Annotated in this window: 16 protein-coding genes and 1 tRNA gene; 2 read left to right on the top strand and 15 right to left on the bottom strand. The window is 60.1% G+C overall.

What is annotated here, in order from left to right:
* The 12 genes from HJC04_RS00085 to HJC04_RS00030 all read right to left on the bottom strand — a co-directional run bounded on the left by HJC04_RS00085 (position 1) and on the right by HJC04_RS00030 (position 13,355).
* The gene (locus HJC04_RS00085; RefSeq protein WP_221144539.1) at positions 1–2,463 is read right to left on the bottom strand and encodes a hypothetical protein; all 2,463 of its coding nucleotides are present in this window, start codon (positions 2,461–2,463) and stop codon (positions 1–3) included.
* Between the two features lie 48 nt (positions 2,464–2,511).
* Positions 2,512–4,329: a DNA cytosine methyltransferase gene (locus tag HJC04_RS00080; RefSeq protein ID WP_259668771.1), complete on the bottom strand. Its 1,818-nt coding sequence runs from the start codon at positions 4,327–4,329 to the stop codon at positions 2,512–2,514.
* A gap of 169 nt (positions 4,330–4,498) precedes the next feature.
* The gene (locus tag HJC04_RS00075; RefSeq protein WP_221144538.1) at positions 4,499–5,413 is read right to left on the bottom strand and encodes an HNH endonuclease; all 915 of its coding nucleotides are present in this window, start codon (positions 5,411–5,413) and stop codon (positions 4,499–4,501) included.
* 194 nt (positions 5,414–5,607) lie between these two features.
* Positions 5,608–6,675, bottom strand: a complete 1,068-nt coding sequence (locus HJC04_RS00070; RefSeq protein WP_221144537.1) for an ornithine cyclodeaminase — start codon at positions 6,673–6,675, stop codon at positions 5,608–5,610.
* A 133-nt stretch (positions 6,676–6,808) separates the two neighbouring features.
* Entirely contained in the window at positions 6,809–7,153 is a 345-nt protein-coding gene (locus tag HJC04_RS00065; protein ID WP_221144536.1) for a RidA family protein, read from the bottom strand.
* A gap of 63 nt (positions 7,154–7,216) precedes the next feature.
* Positions 7,217–8,008 carry an ABC transporter ATP-binding protein gene (locus HJC04_RS00060; RefSeq protein WP_221144535.1) on the bottom strand — a complete coding sequence of 264 codons (792 nt, stop codon included), beginning with the start codon at positions 8,006–8,008 and terminating at the stop codon, positions 7,217–7,219.
* A gap of 21 nt (positions 8,009–8,029) precedes the next feature.
* Positions 8,030–8,722, bottom strand: coding sequence for an ABC transporter permease subunit (locus HJC04_RS00055; protein WP_221144534.1), 693 nt, complete (start codon positions 8,720–8,722; stop codon positions 8,030–8,032).
* A 2-nt stretch (positions 8,723–8,724) separates the two neighbouring features.
* Positions 8,725–9,438: an ABC transporter permease gene (locus HJC04_RS00050; protein ID WP_221144533.1), complete on the bottom strand. Its 714-nt coding sequence runs from the start codon at positions 9,436–9,438 to the stop codon at positions 8,725–8,727.
* Positions 9,435–10,595, bottom strand: coding sequence for an FAD-binding oxidoreductase (locus HJC04_RS00045; RefSeq protein ID WP_221144532.1), 1,161 nt, complete (start codon positions 10,593–10,595; stop codon positions 9,435–9,437). The genes HJC04_RS00050 and HJC04_RS00045 overlap by 4 nt, the downstream gene beginning before the upstream one ends.
* Positions 10,588–12,105, bottom strand: a complete 1,518-nt coding sequence (locus HJC04_RS00040; RefSeq protein WP_221144531.1) for an FAD/NAD(P)-binding oxidoreductase — start codon at positions 12,103–12,105, stop codon at positions 10,588–10,590. Before HJC04_RS00040 ends, HJC04_RS00045 begins: the two co-directional genes overlap by 8 nt.
* A gap of 8 nt (positions 12,106–12,113) precedes the next feature.
* A complete protein-coding gene (locus HJC04_RS00035) occupies positions 12,114–12,419 on the bottom strand; it encodes a (2Fe-2S)-binding protein (RefSeq protein WP_221144530.1) in 306 nt (101 codons plus the stop codon).
* An 87-nt stretch (positions 12,420–12,506) separates the two neighbouring features.
* Complete coding sequence (locus tag HJC04_RS00030) at positions 12,507–13,355, bottom strand: transporter substrate-binding domain-containing protein (RefSeq protein ID WP_259668769.1); 849 nt, start codon at positions 13,353–13,355, stop codon at positions 12,507–12,509.
* A 115-nt stretch (positions 13,356–13,470) separates the two neighbouring features.
* Between HJC04_RS00030 and HJC04_RS00025 the strand changes: the two genes are divergently transcribed.
* Positions 13,471–14,364, top strand: coding sequence for a LysR family transcriptional regulator (locus HJC04_RS00025; protein ID WP_221144529.1), 894 nt, complete (start codon positions 13,471–13,473; stop codon positions 14,362–14,364).
* A 726-nt stretch (positions 14,365–15,090) separates the two neighbouring features.
* Here the strand turns inward: HJC04_RS00025 and HJC04_RS00020 are convergent.
* Both HJC04_RS00020 and HJC04_RS00015 read right to left on the bottom strand, forming a co-directional pair.
* The gene (locus tag HJC04_RS00020; RefSeq protein WP_221144528.1) at positions 15,091–16,944 is read right to left on the bottom strand and encodes an AAA family ATPase; all 1,854 of its coding nucleotides are present in this window, start codon (positions 16,942–16,944) and stop codon (positions 15,091–15,093) included.
* A gap of 1 nt (position 16,945) precedes the next feature.
* Positions 16,946–17,248 (bottom strand): DUF6634 family protein, encoded by a 303-nt coding sequence (locus HJC04_RS00015; protein ID WP_221144751.1) that lies wholly within the window; start codon positions 17,246–17,248, stop codon positions 16,946–16,948.
* A 950-nt stretch (positions 17,249–18,198) separates the two neighbouring features.
* On the opposite strand from HJC04_RS00015, the gene HJC04_RS00010 reads away from it, so the two are divergent.
* Positions 18,199–18,399: an AlpA family transcriptional regulator gene (locus HJC04_RS00010; RefSeq protein WP_221144527.1), complete on the top strand. Its 201-nt coding sequence runs from the start codon at positions 18,199–18,201 to the stop codon at positions 18,397–18,399.
* Between the two features lie 463 nt (positions 18,400–18,862).
* Here the strand turns inward: HJC04_RS00010 and HJC04_RS00005 are convergent.
* Positions 18,863–18,939 (bottom strand) — tRNA-Met (locus tag HJC04_RS00005).
* Between the last annotated feature and the right edge of the window lie 49 nt (positions 18,940–18,988).

The following is an 18,988-nucleotide window of genomic DNA, read 5'->3' as shown; positions in this document are numbered from 1 at the left end:
CTATCTCTTTTCGGCCATCACGCGTGCGATCCGCGTCGTCCGTGATCTGCTGTCATGGATCGCACGGCCCCGGTTGGAGGCCGATGCGAGAAACCTGTCGATCCATTTGGTTCTGTGTGCTTCCTCTTCCTCCTCGTCCCGTTCTTTGTCCGTGACAGGAACGAGGCGGCAGATTGCCGAGAGGGAGGAAGCGCCGACCGCATACTGGTACCGCCACCCGTCGTTGGAAGACCCCGGAGCGGCGTTGCAGAGCACCCTGTCGGATGCCCATCTCGCCCAGCTCGACGGCAGGAGGACGCGGGGGCGCCTTGGTTGAAGGATACCGTCCGATTGGAAGAAGACCGGGCCGCCGACGCGCAGATGGTGAGACAGTATTGCCACTGACGGGGAGACGTAGATCTTCACGGGTTTTCCGTCGACGACCGAGCGGTGAAGGAAGGGGTTGCGTGACTCCTTCCTTTCGAGCCTGTAGAGGCCGTCGGCAACCTTGTCGTCGTAACGGACCGCGAAGTAGCCGTGCTCCTCATCGAGCCTGCCGATAACCTGGTAGCCGTGCACTCCGTCGGGGTCGCCGACATCGGTGACTGCCAGTTTTGGCGTGGGCTTTTCCGCAATGGCCATCCTTTCGATGAAGTCGCGGCGCGCGCGCTCGTTCGGACACCTGACGGCATATCGGGGCAGCGCCCACTTCGACAGCCCGTTCCATGTCTCGACTTTGGCTCCGGCCGCTCCTGCTGCGGCATGAAGGCGTTCGAGCACCGCGATCGGGGTCGGGCCGCTGATCCTGACGAGGTCCTCGCCGACGCGCTCGGCCATCAGCGGGTTCTGAAGTATCCGCCGCACCGGGAAATGGCGTAGCAGCGTCATCTCCAGCCACCCAGCGTCGGAGAAGGATCGAAGCAGGTCCCATTCGGAAGGGCGGTCGGCCTCGGGCATGCCTCTCAGGATGATCTCGATGGCTTCGGAGAACGAAAGTCCTCGTGCCGTCCGTTCATAGAGCGCTTCGCCGATTGTCACCAGTTCATCGCAGGGTGGCACGCGGTTGCCGCTCCACTCCTCGAGCGTGGAGACAAGCGATGGCACCGTCTCGTGGTGGAATTCGTCCTCCGAGATCTCCCTTGAGAATTCGAAGGAAAGGCGGCGGATGTCGCCGACCTCGTTCGCCCGGGGAACGAGCAGTATTTCGCGGCTTTCCCGGTGGCTCCGGGCGACGAACATTCCCGAGTGGATCCCATCCTTGAAAGACAGGCCGTCATCGCGCCGGATCATGTCAATCGACTTGCCGTTTTTCTCGACGCGGATAGCCGCCGGGATCGGGCCTGTGATCGTCGGAGCCAGTGGTGTGCGTCCAAGGTAGGCGCCGCCGACCCTGATGCCGTCCCGCCAGCCGAATTCCCTCGGCGCGCCTGCCGCCTGGGTTCCGCCTTCGAGCTGTTTTTTGAAGCTGGCAACGACCCAGTCTGCGTTCAAGCCGGCAACGGAGCGGATCGCCTCGGAGGGGCATCCTGCGAGCTTCTCGCGCTTGATCAGGAGGATGTTGGATTCCGCCTTTCCTGCCCGGTATCTGCCGAAGCCTAGATTTTCGAGAAAGACGATCCCGCTCCGAACGAACTTCCCAATAGCCTTGGGAATGAACTTGAGCGCATCCTCCGGGGTCGAGATCGCCACACGGACACCGAGCGGAGAAACCCTGAAGAGCTCGTGCTCCCCGAAATCGCCCTCTGCAACCTCGATGTGCTCGAGCGCAGCTAGGTCAGCCACGATCGAATACCAGGCCTGCCAGAAGGGCGTCTCCATGTATTCGCGCACGCCGCGTTTCCGCGCTTCATCGAATTTCACGAAGTTGTACACGAACGACTGCATCGTCTCGCCGCGCATCTTCGATGTCTGAAACCTGTTGGCAACAGTGAGGGGATCGAGAAGATTCCCTGGAGGAATGAGATCCCTTACTTTCCGCAACTCATTTTTGTGCCGCCAAGTTGGAAAGGCCATCTGAAGCGTGCGGCCAATCCGGCTAATGTGGCTGGGAATGTGCTCGGGTAGAACAAGATCAATGCGGTGTTCCCGCCAGAGGAACTCCTTCAGGTGATGCCACATCAGGTCGAGGCCGTTCATCGGGAACCCGGTGAAGTGCTCGTTAAGCTGCTTTGCGAGAAGGTCGTCGCGGAAATCTCGATCCTCCTCCAGTCTCAACCTGGTCGTCTGCATCCAGCAGAGGAATACGAGGATCCTCACATAGTCCGGCGCATTGCCCTTTCGCGGCGCCACATCTCCGGAAAGGCGTTGCTTGAGGATGTCGATGTGCGGAAGCGTTTGAATGAGCCGCATCCGGGCCGTTTCCAGATCGGTAACGCCGAAGATATCGCAGAGATCGTCGTCGGCGACATAGACGCTCGCTACCGGCCCCGTGCTGCCAGGCCCCAGAAAATACCTTTCGATGCATTCCGCCTCGAATTTTCTCAATCTGTCTCCCCCCTAAGACATCCTGAACCGAGCCTGCTCCGACCTTTGCTATCGGTAGCGAAGATAGTCGTCCGCAGCCTTGTCTGTGCCCTTCTGGCGGGGCCGCTCGGGATGAAGGACGAGATGCGGAGCCTTGAGCGACGCGTCAGCCGACATGTCGGTGTCCTCGAACGTCAGCCGGGCAAGAAGGAACGTTCCCTCGTCGCCGCCAAGGCGAACGGCCGCTCCCTCCTCAGGTATCGCCAGCAGCGGCAGGTTCGATACCCGGCGTTCTGCGAGCTGGTCATGCAGCAGCTTCAGGCGTGCGCGGAGATAGCGAACGGGAATATCGAGTTCCATCTGGCCCGGCTTCGATCCGACGATCGCAAGAAGCTGGACGATGGCCCGGTCGATGGCGTCGACATCGCCTTCACGGGTCAGGGGAAGCGCAACCACCCCGGCAGGTACGATGCCACGGCGCTGCTGCTCCTCGTAGACGGCGACGAGGTCCTGATCGGTGAACTTGTCGCGCGAGGCGCGCCATTCATCGCGCCGACGAAACCGCAGCGGCATCTCGCTCAATCGATACCCATTGGCGGCGACAGCGTCGGCCGCAATCGGTTCGCCCCAGCCCACTGGCCAGTAGGTTCCGGCACCGTAGCCGTCTCGGGCGCGCTCGGATTCGTTCTTCTTTCCCGTGAAGCGCTTGACCATCTTGGGCAGTTTCTTGCCGTCCGCCAGCGCATCCTTGGTAATCCTTGCCTTTACACCTTCGGCCCCATGAAGCAGATGCGGAATGAGCTTTGTCATGAAGAAGGGCGGGACAGCGTTGCCAACCTGCTTGTATTGCTTGCCCCGCGGCCCGGTGAATTCGAAGCTGTCCGGGAAACCCTGAAGGCGCGCGCCCTCTCTGACAGAGAGCGGTCTATCATGCAGTGGATGCGTGAAGCAGCCAGAGGTAACGTTCCCGAAGCCGGCAGAAATGGTGTAGGCGGGCGAAGCCTCGTGCAGCCGCCCATAGAGCGTCGCGTAGTCAGTCAGGCGCACGCGGCGAAAACGATCAGGCAGTAGTTCTGGCGGGATGTCTTTCCAGGAGCCGCCCTGCGGCACCTTGCTGATCCGCTTGCGGTTCAGGTCAGTGAGAACGTTGCACCAGTGGTTCGCAACTTCACCATCTGAATCCGCGACAAAGGATTGAAACTCAGTCGGCACGGACGTCGCCGTGGTGGAAGCTTTACCGTCGCTGCTTGTTGGAGCTACCAGGTCACCAATAGCTTCCGATACCGTAACGTACGCGAGTAGGCCATGACTGCCATCGACAGAGTGCGTCGGCTTTGGAAAGGTGGTGGGGATCGGATCCACCGACGCAATGAGAATAAACCTGTTGCGGAGCTGCGGTAGGCCGTAATCCGCCATATTCACGACGTCGGCGAAAACGTGGTAACCGCGATCCTCGAAGAGCGTGAACAGCTCCTTAACGATCACAAGATTCTTGCCGTAGACGACGCCTGGCACGTTTTCCATGACAACGCGCTGAGGACGCCGCCCAGCCGCCGTGAAACCGTCCAGCAAGCGGATGAAATGTACGAAGAGCGCGTTCCTGGGATCATCCAGGTGGAAAACCCCCATCGTGCTAACGGCTTGGCATGTGGGGCCGGCGAAAAACCAGTCGATCTTCTCGATTCCCGCGCGCTCAATCACGTCGGTCGCCGATACCAGCGAAACATCGCAGCAATCGACTAGCGCTTCGGGATGAGCCTTCTTGAAGGTCGCGGTCGCGTTCTTGTCAATGTCGAGCGCCCATTTCACTTCGAGACCGGGGATCGCAATGGCCGCACCAGCCGACATGCCGCCGCAGCCGGAATAGAGATCGATAGCAGTCTGCATGATTCCCCCAAAATTCTCGCGGTACACTATCAAGATCAACTGCATTCTGCGATAGCATTTAGTGTGACCGGACTAAATTTATACGTGTCTATACATCAAGGAATCGCTGGGGAGCCGTTGCGGAGGCTCGCTTTCAAGAACCGCCGTCGGTGCGAGGTCGACTTGCGCCCTATACAATCCCGCTGAACCTCTCCCTATGCAGCGCCAAATAAGCCGGGTGGGGCCACAGCCGCTCATCCGCAGGCAGATGTATCCGATCCATCTGCTTGGCAAACAGCGTCCGCAACTCCGGGGGCACCTTGTTGTGTGAAACAAGGATTCGGTATTCGTCGGTCAACGAGATCAGATGCCTGTCGAACAGCCAGTGCACGGTAGCCGACAGCGCGATGCCATTCTGCACAACATCCGGTCCACCATCGGCGACCGACCATATATGCGCCGCCTGGGCCTCGGACTTGCCGCCGCCATTCACAATTCGCAACCCTGTAATCGCGCATCGGCTGTCGTAGGCATCACAGACCTTCCGGCGAAAGCTGGCCTCCCGAATCTTGCGGTTCATCAGGATGTGCTCGATGCGACGCTCCTGTTCCTGAATTGGGAGGTCGAGCAGCTCTTGTGTGCGATCGTCAACGTTCTTGGGATCGAGTTCCAACCGGATGGCGTTTTTGGCCGACAAGGTCTCAGAAAGGCCTGCACGCACAATGGCCGCAAAGTCGCTCTCTGGAATTGTGCGGATGGATTTTCCTTGAAGATAGGCGCCGACACGGGTCGGATCCGGAATCGAGCGAAGGGTCGTCTCCCAGTAGCGCCCCTCGCGGACGAAGGGGACGGGTTCATCGAACTCCTGATATTCAGCCATGACAGCGTATGCGTGGCCGGGCCGAGCGGCATCGTCGTTGACGACGATCACCTTCGCCGTGGCCACGTACGCCCGACGCCCCCCATTTCTTTGCGGCTCTCGATAGATGATCCTATCGCCTACCAGGCTCTCCGCGACGCCCCGGTACTGTTTTGGAAAATGGTACCGGAACGCTATCTCGTCGTCGTAACCGGAGTCCCGCTTGGTATCGAAGATTCCCTTCAAGATGTGCCCTGCTTTGGTCTGTCGAATCTCGTTCGTTCGGCGGGCACAGGCCTAGACGGACAGAGACCAAGCAGCAACGGATTGCCGCCTTGATGGCGGATTTCAACCTATGGAAAGGAGAGTTCGAGTGGAAGAGGCCGGACGGTCCTGGCCAAGGCACGCCCGTCCCAACACCCTAACTTTCAAGCAATAACTCAAGCCGATGTTACGCGGGTGCTGGTTGCGTGGCGCATGAGCATTCCGAAGAGGTCACGCGGTTCATCAGGATCGGCGAGCAAATCGAGGTTTTGAAATCCAGAATTCGTGGACAGCTTGTCTCGGACATACCGCAACGCCGAGAAGTCTTCCGTTGCGAAGCCTACGCTGTCGAACAATGTCATTTGCTTCTCGGCAACTCGACCGGGTTCAGCGCCCGCAATCACCTTCCAAAGCTCATGGACAGGATGGTCCTGGGCAAGCTGCTGGATCTCACCTTCGATCCTTGTCTGCGGAGGGAATTCAACGAAGATGTCCGAACGAAGGAGTATGTCTCGGTGGAGTTCGGTCTTTCCGGGGCAGTCTCCGCCCACGGCATTGATGTGAACGCCCGGCCCTACCATGTTGTCCGTCAAAATCGTGCTGTTCTTCTTGTCGGCGGTCACCGTCGTTACAATCTGGGCGCCTTCGACTGCGTCCTCAGCGGACCGGCAGGCATCAATCTTGAACCCGAAGGATTCAAGATTCTTCTTGCATCGCTGCGTCGCGCCCGGATCGATATCATAAAGCCTGAGGTGGTCGATGCCCAGCAACGCCTTGAAGGCGATCGCCTGGAATTCGCTCTGTGCACCGTTTCCTATGATCGCCATGGTCTTCGCGCCGGTGGGCGCCAGATGCTTTGCCGCAACGGCCGACGTAGCTGCCGTGCGCAACGCCGTGAGGATCGTCATCTCGGTAAGAAGAACGGGATAGCCCGAGTCGACCTCTGCAAGGACTCCGAACGCCGTGACAGTCTGCCGTCCGGACTTTGTGTTCTTGGGATGTCCGTTGACATATTTGAAACTGTATAGCTTTCCGTCGCTGGTGGGCATCAGCTCAATGACGCCATCGTTCGAATGAGAAGCGACGCGAGGCGTCTTGTCGAAGTCTACCCAGCGAATGAAGTCCTCCTCCACGTACGCGCTCAGTTCGATTAGGAACTTCTCGATTCCGACCGAAAGGACAAGATCCATCATGTTCTCGACGCTTACGAATGGGACAATGTTGAGGCTATGGGCTGCGGACATCATTAGTTCCTTGTCGGTCTGTCGAGGACGGTGCGTCCCACGAGGATTTCTGTCAGTTCGAGGAGGAGGCGTGCTGTCGCCGCCCCGTTCGTCCACGATGAGATCGCGACTTGAGCCGTTCGCCTATCGCAGTTCACGACGTCGCAGTCAGGACGATTTCCACGAGAATGTCGTCATCGGCCATTCGAGCTTCGCAGGTGGCTCGCGCTGGAGGGTTCGCGGCATCGATCCATGCTTCCCAGACAGAATTCATCCGGTCGAAATCCTGGATCTCGCGCAGCCAGATCGTTGCAGTGAGAAGCATAGCCTTGTCGGTTCCGGCGCTGGACAGTTTCGCATCAGCCTTCTTCAAAACCTGCCTCGTCTGACCGGCGACGTCCTGCGAAAGATCGTCTGCAGTCAATCCTGCCAGGTAGACGACACCGTTGTGCTTCACCACGCGGCTCATCCGCGCGCCGACTTCCAGTCGTTCGATCATTCCACTTTCCTTGACTTCTATCTTGCTACGACGGTGCCTGTGCCGGACTCCTCCTTCGGAGGTTCATCCTTCACTGAAGCGCGAGATGAACTTGTTGAAGCGTTCATTCGCACCGCCACCGAAGAGCTCCTTCGGAGACCCCTGTGCTGCTATCCTGCCTTGCTCCAGGAAGAGAATTCGGTTCGAGACGTCGCGGGCAAACGCCATCTCGTGCGTGACGATGAGCATCGTACGCCCTTCGGACGCGAGATCCCGCATTACCTTGAGCACCTCGCCGACGAGTTCGGGATCAAGCGCGCTCGTGGGCTCGTCAAAGAGTAGAGCTTTCGGCCTCATGACGAGCGCGCGTGCGATCGCAGCTCGCTGCTGCTGTCCTCCCGACAGTTGTGCGGGGTATGACTTGATACGTTCTTTCAGGCCGACGCGAACGAGCATCGCTTCGGCCTCGTCCCGAACCTCGGAACGGCTTCGTTTCTGCACGTGGATCGGCGCTTCCATCAGATTGTCGAGAACGGACATGTGCTGCCACAGACAGAAATTCTGGAAGACCATTGCCACCTGGGTTCGCAGGCGGTCGAGCTGCTTCCTGTCGCCAATGTGCAAGCCATTCGAGGTCGACTTCAGCCGAACTTCCTCGCCGAAAACGTGCAGTCGTCCGGCAGACGGCAGTTCGAGGAGATTGAGGCATCTCAGAAAGGTGGACTTTCCGGAGCCAGACGCCCCCAGTATAGAAATGACCTCGCCATGCCGGGCCTCGAAATCGAGCCCTTTCAGGACTTCCAGGTTGCCGAAATGCTTGTGAAGGCCTTCGACCGCAATGGCCGCGGGTGTGGTCGCACTATCTGTGGGGGCCATGAGTGTCTCCGAAGTTTGCCATCAGGAGCGGCGATGCGCGAGATGGGCTTGAAGGGATCGTTCGAGCAGCATGAAGCCAGTGCTCACGAGGAAGTTCAGCGCGAGGTAAATCGCCCCGGCGACGACGAATATTTCGATCACCCTGTAGGAGGACGAAACGAGCTTGTAGGTGATCCCCGTCACCTCGTTCAGCGTCACGATGCTGGCCAAGGATGTTGCCTTGATCATCTGGATCACTTCGCTGCTGTATACCGGCAGACCCTGCCGAAGGGCGATCGGCCAGACGATCCGACGTCGCAAGAGCAGTCCGGACATGCCGCAGGCACGAGCGGCTTCGACCTCGCCACGCGGAACGGCCTGTATCGCACCGCGGATGATTTCGGCAGTATATGCCGACGTGTTGAGTGCGAGCGCCATGATGGAGCACCAGTACGGTTCGCGCAGGAACGGCCACAAGAAGGAGTGACGGAGCAAAGGAACCTGGCCCAACCCGTAGTATATGAGGAATATCTGTAGGAGCAGCGGCGTTCCGCGGAAAAGTTCTATGTGGGCCATTGCGGCCCACCGGACGGGCGGAACCCGGCCATTTGCTGCGGCAAAGACCACCGCGGCCAGTACGAAGCCGACCACCAGCCCTATTGCGGTCAGTTCGAGTGTCAGCGGCAGTCCTGCTAGAAGCTGCTGCAGGACCTCGGACATAAACGGCCAATCCATGATCAGCGCCTCCAGGGTTTGGCAAGATGGTTCTCGAACCGGCGGATGACGTGTCCTGTCGATCTGCCGATAATGAAGAACATGACCGCTGCCACTGTGTAGAAGAGAAGGGGCTGGTGCGTCGACCCTGCCGCCGTACCTGCCTGACGGAGAAGTTCGGTGAGACCGATCACGGACAAAAGCGAAGTCTCTTTCAGCGCCGACTGCCAGATATTGCCAAGGGCTGGCAGCGCAAATCTGAGTGTCTGCGGGGCTATAATCCTTCGAAGGAGAAGCTGGTCCGACATCCCGGTTGAAAGGCCGGCGTCGAGCTGTCCCCGGTCGAGACGGAGGAAAGCTGAGCGAAATGCTTCGGTCTGGTAGGCCCCCGAGACGATTCCGACCGCCATTACGCCGGTCGCGAAGCCCGGAAGCGAATAGAAGCCCGTTATGCCTCCAGCGTTCATCGCCTTCGTCAGGACGAGACTGCCTCCGAAATAAAATAGGTAGACGACGAGAATCTCAGGAACGCCTCGGAAAATCGTCGTGTAGGACTGCCCGATGCCTCTAAGGATGATATACCGGGACAGCTTCAGTATGGATCCCAGGACGCCTAGCAAGCTTCCGAGAAGAAAGCCGCAGACGGCAGCAGAAAAGGTCACTCCTGCTGCTCTCAGCAATGGCAATCCCCAGCCCTGGGAACCGAAACCCACCAGGTCGATCAAGTCGGGCGTCATAGCAGCGCCTCCCCCTTGCTGGCCGCAAAAGCGGCGAAGCGGTCCACCGCGAAAGGTGCAAGTGTCGGATCGACGTTCCCGGTGATCAGAGAACGAGTTACGGCTTCTCCCACGGCCGGCGAAATCTGAAATCCATGGCCACAGAAGCCGAAGACGTGCCATAGGCCCCAATGGCGGGCGCTCGGCCCGATGTAGGGGACGCCATCCGGGGTGGCCCCCTCGAGGCCGGTCCAACTCCTCACGACGGCGATGTTGGCCAGGGCAGGGAATGCCGCAACGGTCGCCGCTGCGCTCGACGCCATACGGTCCATCACCGTGAACGACGTTCCTTCGTCCAGACAGGGCTTTCCGGAAATGCCGCCACCAATAACAAGGGATCCGACCGCGCTCTGCTTGAACGACAGCGGCTGGTCGATTCCGATGACCACCGGCTTCACAAATGGCGCGACACGAGTGGTCACCATCATCGACAATGCCATGACCGTCATTGGCAGTTGTTCGCCAACCCCGTCGGCGATCCTTGAGCCCCAAGCGCCGGCGCAGTTGACGACCAGTTCGGATTCGATGGCGCCCTGGTCCGTCTGCGTGCGCCAGCCGGCCGATGTCGGAGATAGGCCCCGTACCGTGCAGCTTTCCCGTACCTCAACGCCAGCCTCTTCGGCCGCGACTCTGAAAGCTCGCGCGGCGCTTGCCGGATTGGCATGCCCGTCGCGTCGCGAGATGAGGCCGCCGAGAGCGGAGGATGTCAGGCCTGGCAGCAACCGATGGAGCTCAGCGGCATCGATCAGCTCCTCCGTGTGGATTCCTTTTCGGATCATGTCCTTCGAACGGGCAACCGCCCATTCCATTTCGGCCCGGTCGACCGCCAGCGCAATCTGGGACGTTCCGAGTTTGACCTCCGCCATCTGTGCCGCTCCGCGGCCTACGAACTCGTCAAGGCGCTCCCACATCTCCATCGCACGCGTCGACAGCGGATATTCTCGAATGTCTCTCAGCAGAAGCCTGAGACCCCCGGCGTTCACGCCGGAAGCGTGACGTCCTGCAAGATTCTTTTCGACGATGGTCACCCGCTTTCCGGCCCGTGCCAGGAACAGGCCGATGCTGCATCCCTGCAGGCCACCGCCGATGATGACGACGTCTTTTGACCGTTCACTCATGCGCGTCCTCCTCGCTGTTCGCTTCCGGCTTGTCACCAAGCGAGACGATCTCCGCGAGTTCGGGGTCAAGACCTGAGAGGTTGGCGAGAGCGCCCAGAGGAATCGGGCGCAGTGGCGGTCGCGCGCGGAAGGGAGGATGCGGACGATCTGACGCGCCCTCTTCGGTCAGGAGACGGGCCAGCGTTATCGAGCAATGCCTTCCCTGGCAGGGGCCCATCCCGCAGCGCAGAAGTCCCCTGACCAGGTTCATGTCGTCTGCACCGCCCCGAATGGCCTTGCGAAGCGTACCGGAGTCCAGTTCCTCGCATCGACAGACGATCGTTTCGTCTTCAGGTAGCTCATTGGAGAGACCTGGGGGAAACGCGGCGTCGATAAACGGGCGGCCGGCCATCGCCACACGAACTGCATTGCCTGTCGCGTCCACGTCACTTTGGGCCACCATGCCGAGATCCTGGACGATGGTCGCTGCAACATAGCGTCCGTGGGCAGTGGCAGCGTCCGCGCCACCGATTCCACGCGCATCACCGGAGACGAATATGCGGCACGGGCCTGAGGTCAAGGCCGGACCCGGTGCCATTTCAGCCTGCCCGCGGGAAGACGTTTTCGGCCGCCAGCTTCTGTCCTCGGAAAGCCAGTCGAGGGCGAGTCCGGCGCCATGGGCGAGATCGGTGCACGGTATGACGCCATCGTGGACGATCAGCATGTCGCACGGAAGCGTGATCCTCTTCCCACGCACGTCCATGCTGACGGACTCGACGCTCTCGGTGCCATGCGCTCGAAGGTTGGAAATGCCTCTGGGCATCGGTATGCCGGCCATCTTCAGCCTGACGATCCATCCCAGTCCTTTCACCAGGGCAGGAAGCGCGGGAATCTTAAGGGTAGACAGAGCTGCAAGCTTGTTCCGGAGAGTGTCGGTCCGAGCGATGAGGAGCGGCCGCACGCCAAGTCTTCGAAGCTGCTCGGCTAGCAGCAGGATCAACGGGCCCGTTCCTGCAAGCACTATCCTGCCTTCCGGCTGCAGGCGGCCGGCCTTGATGAGGGTCTGGACAGCACCCGCGGTGAAGACGCCCGGCAATGTCCAACCTGGAAACGGCATGGGTCGCTCCATCGCTCCGTTCGCCAGAACTATCCGGGAAGCGCGAAGGTAGCCCGCCTGGGTTCCCTTCAACCAGCCGACCGTTCCGTCGGCTCGAACCTCCCAGACCGTGGTGTCCGGTCTGTAGTCGATCCCAGGAGTTGCACGGAACTGTTCGACCAGCTCCAGCCCCGCCGCATATGATCGACCGAGCGCCTCCAGCAGTCGGTCCGTGACAGGGCGGGCTGCATGGTTCGCCTCTATCGAACGGAATATCTGTCCACCCGGGGATGGCTGCATGTCCAAAACGATAACCCGGCAGCCCGCCGTCGCAAGGTCGACAGCCGCGGACATGCCGGCCGGTCCTGCTCCGATCACCAGCACGTCGGCATCGGGGAGTGGAGACAGCCCTTCCGTTGGGTTCTTGTTTTCCATGACAGCGTTCACCGATCGCAATCCCCATCAATGAATGCCGGGCCGATCTGATGCCGCAGCGTCATTCCCTCCTGAACGAGCGAGAGACAAGCCTGTCGGCTTCCCATCCCCTCGATCTCGACCAGGCATTCGAAACAATGTCCGATCATGCAGTACGGAAGTCGCTTGGATCCCGTGACGGGCGTCGTCCGGAAGTATCGGACACCTGCCCGAAGGAGACAGGCTGCCACTGTTTCTCCCTGTCGCGCGGAAACTGGCTGGCCGTCGAAGAAAATAGTGATCGTTGCCTCGGAGGACCCGATGGGCGTGAACATGCCATCACCTATATTGAGCGTTTATGGTAATCCGCTGCGCTACGCCCGCGGGTGGCGTCCCTCCCGAAGAGGGAGGGACGGAGGACATTACTCGTGAATCGAGATGTCGACGCCGAACCACTTTTCGGTCAGGACCTTGTTAGTGCCGTCTTTGTCGATGGAAGTGATCGCGTCGTCGAAAGCCTTCTTCAACGCTTCATCACGCTGGCGAAGGGCAACATTGGTGGTTCCGAGTCCGAGCACGCCTCCAGAGAAGGTTGGGCCGGTGAACACCAGGCTTCCCTTGCTTTGATCGATAGCGGCCTTGAACGCCGTCACGTTTGCGACGGCGAGATCGATGCGCCCCGCGTTCAACTCCAGACTGAGCTGTTCGAACGAGGGATATTCCCGGATATCCGCACCCTTCATGTATTGCGCCACGAACGTTGCAGCGGTGGACCCCGTCTGGACGCCGACTACCTTGCCGGACAACTTCGACTTCAGCACTCCCAGAGCCGCCTCTGCATCCTTTGGATCCTTGGCGAGGTCGAACGACTTGCCCGCATCCGGCAGATCCTTCATAGGATTCTCGCTGGAAGTCAGGAAGCCATTCGGAGCCTTGGCGTAAGGCTTGGAGAACGCGACTACCTTCTTGCGCTCTTCGGTGACGCCCATCGATGCCAGGATCGCGTCGTACTTTCCAACCGTCAGCCCTGGAATGATCCCGCTCCATTCCTGTGGCACGATATCGCACTTCACTTTCATGCGCTCACAGAGGAGCTTCGCTAGGTCGATCTCGTATCCCGCGAGAGTGCCGTCGGCATTCGTATAGTTCCACGGTGCGTACGCGCCTTCGGTGGCGATAGTCACATGGTCAGGAAGACTTTGGGAGGATGCGGTGCCAGCAAGGAGGGGCAATGTCGCGGTGGCGATAATTAGTAGTCTGCGGTTAAGCATATGTTCGTTCCCTTATTTTCTTGGGGTAGTTCCAGGAACGTTATGCCATCGGAATTAGCATCTGTAGACTCAGTATCTGATTGCCCTTAGCTTAAGTTTTACTTACTCTACGCTAATGACTCGAAGCCTTATCCCATCTCTGAACTGGCTCCGCGTATTCGAGGCTGCGGCACGTCACCAGAGCTTCGCCCGCGCCGGAAAAGAGTTGAACATGTCTTCCGCGGCCGTAAGCCAGCAGGTGCTAGCGCTCGAAAGCCATCTGGGTCGACCCTTGTTCGAGCGCACTGCGAACCGGGTTGCGTTGACGCCGGACGGAAATGACTTTCTTCCGACCGTGCAGGTCTCGCTAGGGTCGATCGAGAGCAAGGCTCAGTCGATGTTCGGGCGCCAGCGAGTTGAGCAGGTCACGCTGCTGGCGAGTCAGTTAATGTCGATGAGCTGGCTTCCGAAGGTTTTGGCTACCTTCGAGGCCACAAATCAATCCATCCGTGTCAACCTACTGATGGAGGGCTCGCAGCGAAACGCGGATCCGGATCTCATGATCAGATTCGGAGAGGAGCCCCATCTCGTCCGTCACCCGATGTGGCTCATGGGACTTTCGCATGTCGTTATGTGCCGCGACGAAGATCTCGAGAAATTGCAGACTGTCGAAGATTTGCTGACCTTCCGTCTCTTCGATGTCGCCTCCCATGCGATGGGATGGACAGCACTCCTGAACCACAACTTCGGCCCGGTGAGTGGACGGAGCACCAAACTGGAAGTGGTCGACACAACTCCTCTTGCGCTCATGATGGTTAGTCAGGGCCTAGGACTGGCGATCGGTCATCTTCCCGTCTGCGGCCCCCTCGCAGCATCATTGGGACTCAGGATATGTCCGGTTGTCGCGAAGACGCCCGGACCAGGAAACTACTATCTGGAACAGCCGGTCGGACGTCCGCAGCGACCGGCCGTTCTTCGATTGGAACGCGCTCTCCAGGAGGCGGCACAGACAGCCATGCGCGCAGTATGACAACTGAAAGCGAACCCACACCACCGCCCTGGTCCGGGGGCCTTCGCCAAGTTGTCGGGGACGCAAGCGTCCGCCCCTGAGCGGAGCATAGACGATCGCATCGAGACAATCCTCGAACGCTCCACGAGCGGCGACGGGACGCTTCCGTATCGCTCGCAACTGCATACCCGAGAGCATGATCCGACTAACGTTTCGAAATGGTGCCCTGGGTCTGGGTCCGGCCAGGTATTTCAGGATCTTGGAGAATTTATACTGGAGCAAGCGCCTCACTTGCCTCGGGGACGGAAGGCTCGCCTTCGGCGTAGCAAACCGCGAGATAGAACGTGCGCGTATCGGCCGCATTCCGGAAAGCCTACTTGCTCGGCTCCTTGGGAGGAGTCCTCCTCAAAGGTTCTCTACGTCTTCCTTGCGGCACGGTTTTGCGCCCGACATTGGCCGGTTCGAACCCCGCTCTCGCAAGAGCTTCATCGAGCGTTTCATCGTGGTCCTTCCCGTCCCCGACCGGGCTGGCTTCGTCGGCCTTGCCCACACCGCCCTTCCCGTGTGGCATGTTTCATTCCTCCTACGACCCCATGCGGCGTCCATGCAGTTCGCAAGCCCCGGCATCGTACGAGTCCTTGGCTCGGCAACGAGTGCGCCTGCACGCGCTGCAGCGGCCGGATCGACACCCTGCCGCGGTAGGCGTCGTTGCCGGCGGTCCACGCGATGGCATGGTCCCGGCTTCCGCTACGCCGCCTTCGCTATTCCACCGCGCTCGATCCTCACCGACTGATTGGCGACGACTTCGGCCGCCAGGTCAAGGAGGCGTTCCAGCTCTCCCGCGAGCATGGCGCGAACACGCTCCCACTCGTCCGAAAGCATTTGCGTCACTTCCGCTTCCTGCCGCTCGGGCAAGGGCGCGTTTCCGAGGTCTCCGGGCGTGCCGAGAAAGATTGGCGTCTTGCCGAGGCCATAGCTTCCAATCATCCGCCGGGCGATGGACGTCGCGTGCTCGACATCGCTCCCGACAATGCCGCCGGAGCCCAGTGACCGATCGCCGAACACCGCCGCCTCAGCAGCCATCCCGGCGTAGCTCACTGCGATACGATTGCGCAGACTCGTCTCCGTTGGAAGGTAGTCCGGAACAACGGTGTACGACGCCAGTCCCCCGAGAAACTCGGTTGCGTTCGGATCGAAGCTGTCCCTGATCTCGATGGTCGCGCTCGTCGCATATCCGAGCGCGAGCGCGACCAGCGCATGTCCGGCTTCGTGGACTGCAAGCCTGAGCTGTTGCTCCGCCGTGCGTCGCTTTCTCTCCGGGAGGCGGTCGATGATATCCCGCAGCTCCAAGTCTCGATCCTCGCCTCGCGCAGTCCCGCGTGCATCACGCACCAGCCTCTCCAGATCGGCTCCAGAAGCCCCTTCCAGATCCTCGGCGATACCGGATAGGGAATCGAGCGATATGGCGTCGCCAGCATGATGCTTTAGAATCCCGGCCCGCGAGGTACGGTCGGGGAGAGTGAGTTCGAAATGATTTTCGAGGCGCCCGGCGCGCAGGATGGCCGGATCGATCCACTCGGGGAAATTCGTAGCCCCGACCACCACAACGCCATCGCCGAGGTTGGTCAACAGGCTGAGAAAATCGTTGAGGACGATCTGCCAATAGTGATCGTTGTGGTGGCCGGGCCGAGCGGATCTCCGTCCGATACTATCGAATTCATCGATGAATAGGACCGCCCCCACCCCGTCATCGGCATCGCGGAAGCTCTTCTGCATCGCCGCGAGCGTGTCATCGAGATGGCCGGCCGCCTGCCAGCGCCCTACCGTTGCAGAGATAAGCTTGAACCCGAGAGCGTTGGCGAGTGCCGACGCAAACAACGTCTTCCCTGTTCCGGGAGGGCCGGATATGAGCGCGCCCCGCGTCACCAGGCTCCAGGACAGCTTGCCGCTCCGCCAGCGCGCGACGTCGGCCGAGAGTCGTCGCGCCCACGGCTTCAGCTCCTCATATCCTGGCAGCTCGAAGAGACCCGGTCCGCTGCTTTCGCGATTCAAGTCGTCGAGTTCATCAATCCTGCCTTCGACCGAGTTCGGCTGAAGAATGGCGGCCAGAAGCGCGTTCTGGGGCTTTGCAGCCAGCAGAGCGGCCACCTCCCGGGAAAAAGGCGCCCGCCCGGAAAGACGGCGCGCGGCATTGACGTGCCCCGGCGTTGGTCGCTCCACCCGGACAATGGCAGTGGCTGCAAAGCGCACGTCCTTCGGCACCTCGCCGATGTCCCTGGCGACCAGCACCTCCAGCCCCTTGAGGTCGAATATCGACACGCGCCGATGCGGCACGCCTTTTTTTCTGGGTGGATTGGCAAGGCGGACCTTGATTTGCTGGTCCCCCCAGTCGTCGCGCTTAGTTTTCAGCATGGCGAATGCTGCCGCCTCGTATTCTTCGGTACGATAGCCCCTGGGAACCACGCAGATCACAAAGCCGGGGACGCCGCTCCGCAACAGCCCGACGGCCCTCAAGGCGCGCGCGAAGGTGCAGGACGCGAGGAGCATGCCTGGATCCCCGGACTGCTCCCGGGCGAGCGCACGGCCAATCTCAAGCCTCATGTCAATGCCCCCCGCTTCCGGCCCGGGAGCCTAGGCGATACCACCTGCTCATGGTGCGGGCGATGCCACGGTCCGCATCCAGATAGAAGAGCTGGCTCGTGACTATCTTCCGCCCGTCGCCGATGCGGGGATGCCCATGGACGATCCCAGACAGTGCGAACGCGTGACCGACAGCCGCCCGGTAGCTGTCCAGCAATGGCGCTCCCTCGAGGGCGGCGGCAAGGTCCGGCCCGCCCGTGTTCGCCACGTGAATGCTTTCGAGAAGGCGTTCGACCGTCTCGCTGTCCATCCATTCAAAGTTCAAGCTATGTCCTTTCCCTGCTAATCGTCGCGCATCGGCGCGGGACCTCGTTCTTTCCCCCGCACGGGCGGAGCAATTGCGGCTGTAACATTCTCTGAGGCCGGCGGCCGGGGGCGGAACCCACGCGTCACCAACGCGCGGACGTGATGATCGCGGCAGCACGCGCCCACCGGAACCCATCCCGCGCCGGCCAGCAGACGTAATCTCAACAATGTCCGTCCCTTCGATTTGGTTATGCCGCCCGAAGGGAACAGGACTTGGACATTCCGGCTCGAGTGACCGGCTCTGCTGAATCCGGCGCCTCCAGCTTTTCCTAATAGCTACTCGGGGGGCAGGCTTCTTTCTGCGGCACCAGCCGCATTGTGCACGGGAGGCCCTCGACACTGCAAAGCTTGCCACCCCATGAGCAGGGCCGCTCCCTAGGATTCAAAAACCACTCACCCATGTCCGCTATTCTCGCTGAATCCTATACAAGGGGCATTACTTCAAAGAACTCGAACCGCGACATAGAGTTACTTTTCCAGCAGAACTTAGTCCTATGAGCTAGAAGTGAGAGTTACCTCACCGGGCGCAACTCCGGCACCTTGGCGAGAGCTGCCATTTTCACCATTACGCTCACAACAACCACCTTTGTGCTCACGTGATAAGCATTATGTTATTTCCGAGTTATCGTCAACCGTTTTCGGCGCCCGTTTAAGTCCTTTCGAGCGTCCGAGCAGGTCATTACTCTCCGGTGCGGGTTACGACAGGATTCAAAAGTAATGTTGACAATTTCTCTTGCTCCGTTGACACCAATTCTCGCCCATGCTAGTTTAGTCGGTTTTAATTTAGCGTATAGACATAGTATTGTGACTGTGTTAGCGTCCACGTCATACATGAAACAGAAGCAGAGACGAGCGGAGCTGGGAGTCTGTCCCGGAACCGGAGGCAATACTGTGTGTGGAGCAGCCACCATGATATTCAATGACCCTGTCGGTTTCTATACGGCGCGCGAGGTGTGCCGCATCACCACACTCTCCCGGCGGTCGCTTTACCGCTACCTGGACAAAGGGCGTTTTCCTTACCCTGTGGAGTTCTCGAAGCGGCGAAAGGTCTGGTGGATCCCGGACGTCCATCAGTGGATCCGCGAACAGCTTCGAAAGCCGCGCAGATGACAGAAGAACCAACAGATTCAGCGGCGACGAGCCGGGTCTCCTTCTGGCGGATGATCCATCCGGGAAAGTTCCCGACCGCGTCGGTGAAGATCTCGGATGCATGGAGGGTCTGGCGGTCTGAAGAGGTCCAGCCGTGGATTCGGGAACAGCTTGAGAAGTCGAACACATGAGCAAAATCCCAACGGAATCGATGTCGATGGTGCCGCGATCGGTTTCGCGCCAGATCTCCTACGGAAATGTCTCGGAGAGACATGCGGTGACTCAATCATTGTTGCTGAGAGCAATATCAATGGCGACAGGTCTCGCAGTGGCCACGGCGGTGGCGGCTCAGACTCCCAGCCTCCCCGTCCGGCGACGCACTGCAGCCGAGCCCGGAGTCCTTCGCCGTTGCCCGGAACGTAGCCCCGAACGCAAAAAAGGCGCCTCCAAGGGCGCCTTTGCAAAGCTAAGTAGCTGGAAAGTTTGGTTGCGGGGGCAGGATTTGAACCTGCGGCCTTCAGGTTATGAGCCTGACGAGCTACCGGGCTGCTCCACCCCGCGATATTTCATTCCGGACGTTATGCCCGGGAGCGATGTCAGGCGTAGCCTG

Origin of the sequence: Rhizobium sp. NLR8a, from assembly GCF_019685235.1 — a bacterium.
Lineage (GTDB): Bacteria > Pseudomonadota > Alphaproteobacteria > Rhizobiales > Rhizobiaceae > Rhizobium.
The sequence above is the reverse complement of the archived record's forward strand: the minus strand, read 5'-3'. Positions and strand labels throughout refer to the sequence as shown.

Excerpts from the sequence above, each read along its gene's own strand:
- HJC04_RS00080 (WP_259668771.1), bottom strand. The coding sequence starts at position 4,329 with ATGCAGACTGCTATCGATCTCTATTCCGGCTGCGGCGGCATGTCGGCT.
- HJC04_RS00040 (WP_221144531.1), bottom strand. The coding sequence starts at position 12,105 with ATGGAAAACAAGAACCCAACGGAAGGGCTGTCTCCACTCCCCGATGCC.
- HJC04_RS00065 (WP_221144536.1), bottom strand. The coding sequence starts at position 7,153 with ATGATCGAACGACTGGAAGTCGGCGCGCGGATGAGCCGCGTGGTGAAG.
- HJC04_RS00050 (WP_221144533.1), bottom strand. The coding sequence starts at position 9,438 with ATGACGCCCGACTTGATCGACCTGGTGGGTTTCGGTTCCCAGGGCTGG.
- HJC04_RS00060 (WP_221144535.1), bottom strand. The coding sequence starts at position 8,008 with ATGGCCCCCACAGATAGTGCGACCACACCCGCGGCCATTGCGGTCGAA.
- HJC04_RS00055 (WP_221144534.1), bottom strand. The coding sequence starts at position 8,722 with ATGGATTGGCCGTTTATGTCCGAGGTCCTGCAGCAGCTTCTAGCAGGA.
- HJC04_RS00010 (WP_221144527.1), top strand. The coding sequence starts at position 18,199 with ATGATATTCAATGACCCTGTCGGTTTCTATACGGCGCGCGAGGTGTGC.
- HJC04_RS00035 (WP_221144530.1), bottom strand. The coding sequence starts at position 12,419 with ATGTTCACGCCCATCGGGTCCTCCGAGGCAACGATCACTATTTTCTTC.
- HJC04_RS00030 (WP_259668769.1), bottom strand. The coding sequence starts at position 13,355 with ATGCTTAACCGCAGACTACTAATTATCGCCACCGCGACATTGCCCCTC.
- HJC04_RS00025 (WP_221144529.1), top strand. The coding sequence starts at position 13,471 with ATGACTCGAAGCCTTATCCCATCTCTGAACTGGCTCCGCGTATTCGAG.
- HJC04_RS00070 (WP_221144537.1), bottom strand. The coding sequence starts at position 6,675 with ATGTCCGCAGCCCATAGCCTCAACATTGTCCCATTCGTAAGCGTCGAG.
- HJC04_RS00045 (WP_221144532.1), bottom strand. The coding sequence starts at position 10,595 with ATGAGTGAACGGTCAAAAGACGTCGTCATCATCGGCGGTGGCCTGCAG.
- HJC04_RS00020 (WP_221144528.1), bottom strand. The coding sequence starts at position 16,944 with ATGAGGCTTGAGATTGGCCGTGCGCTCGCCCGGGAGCAGTCCGGGGAT.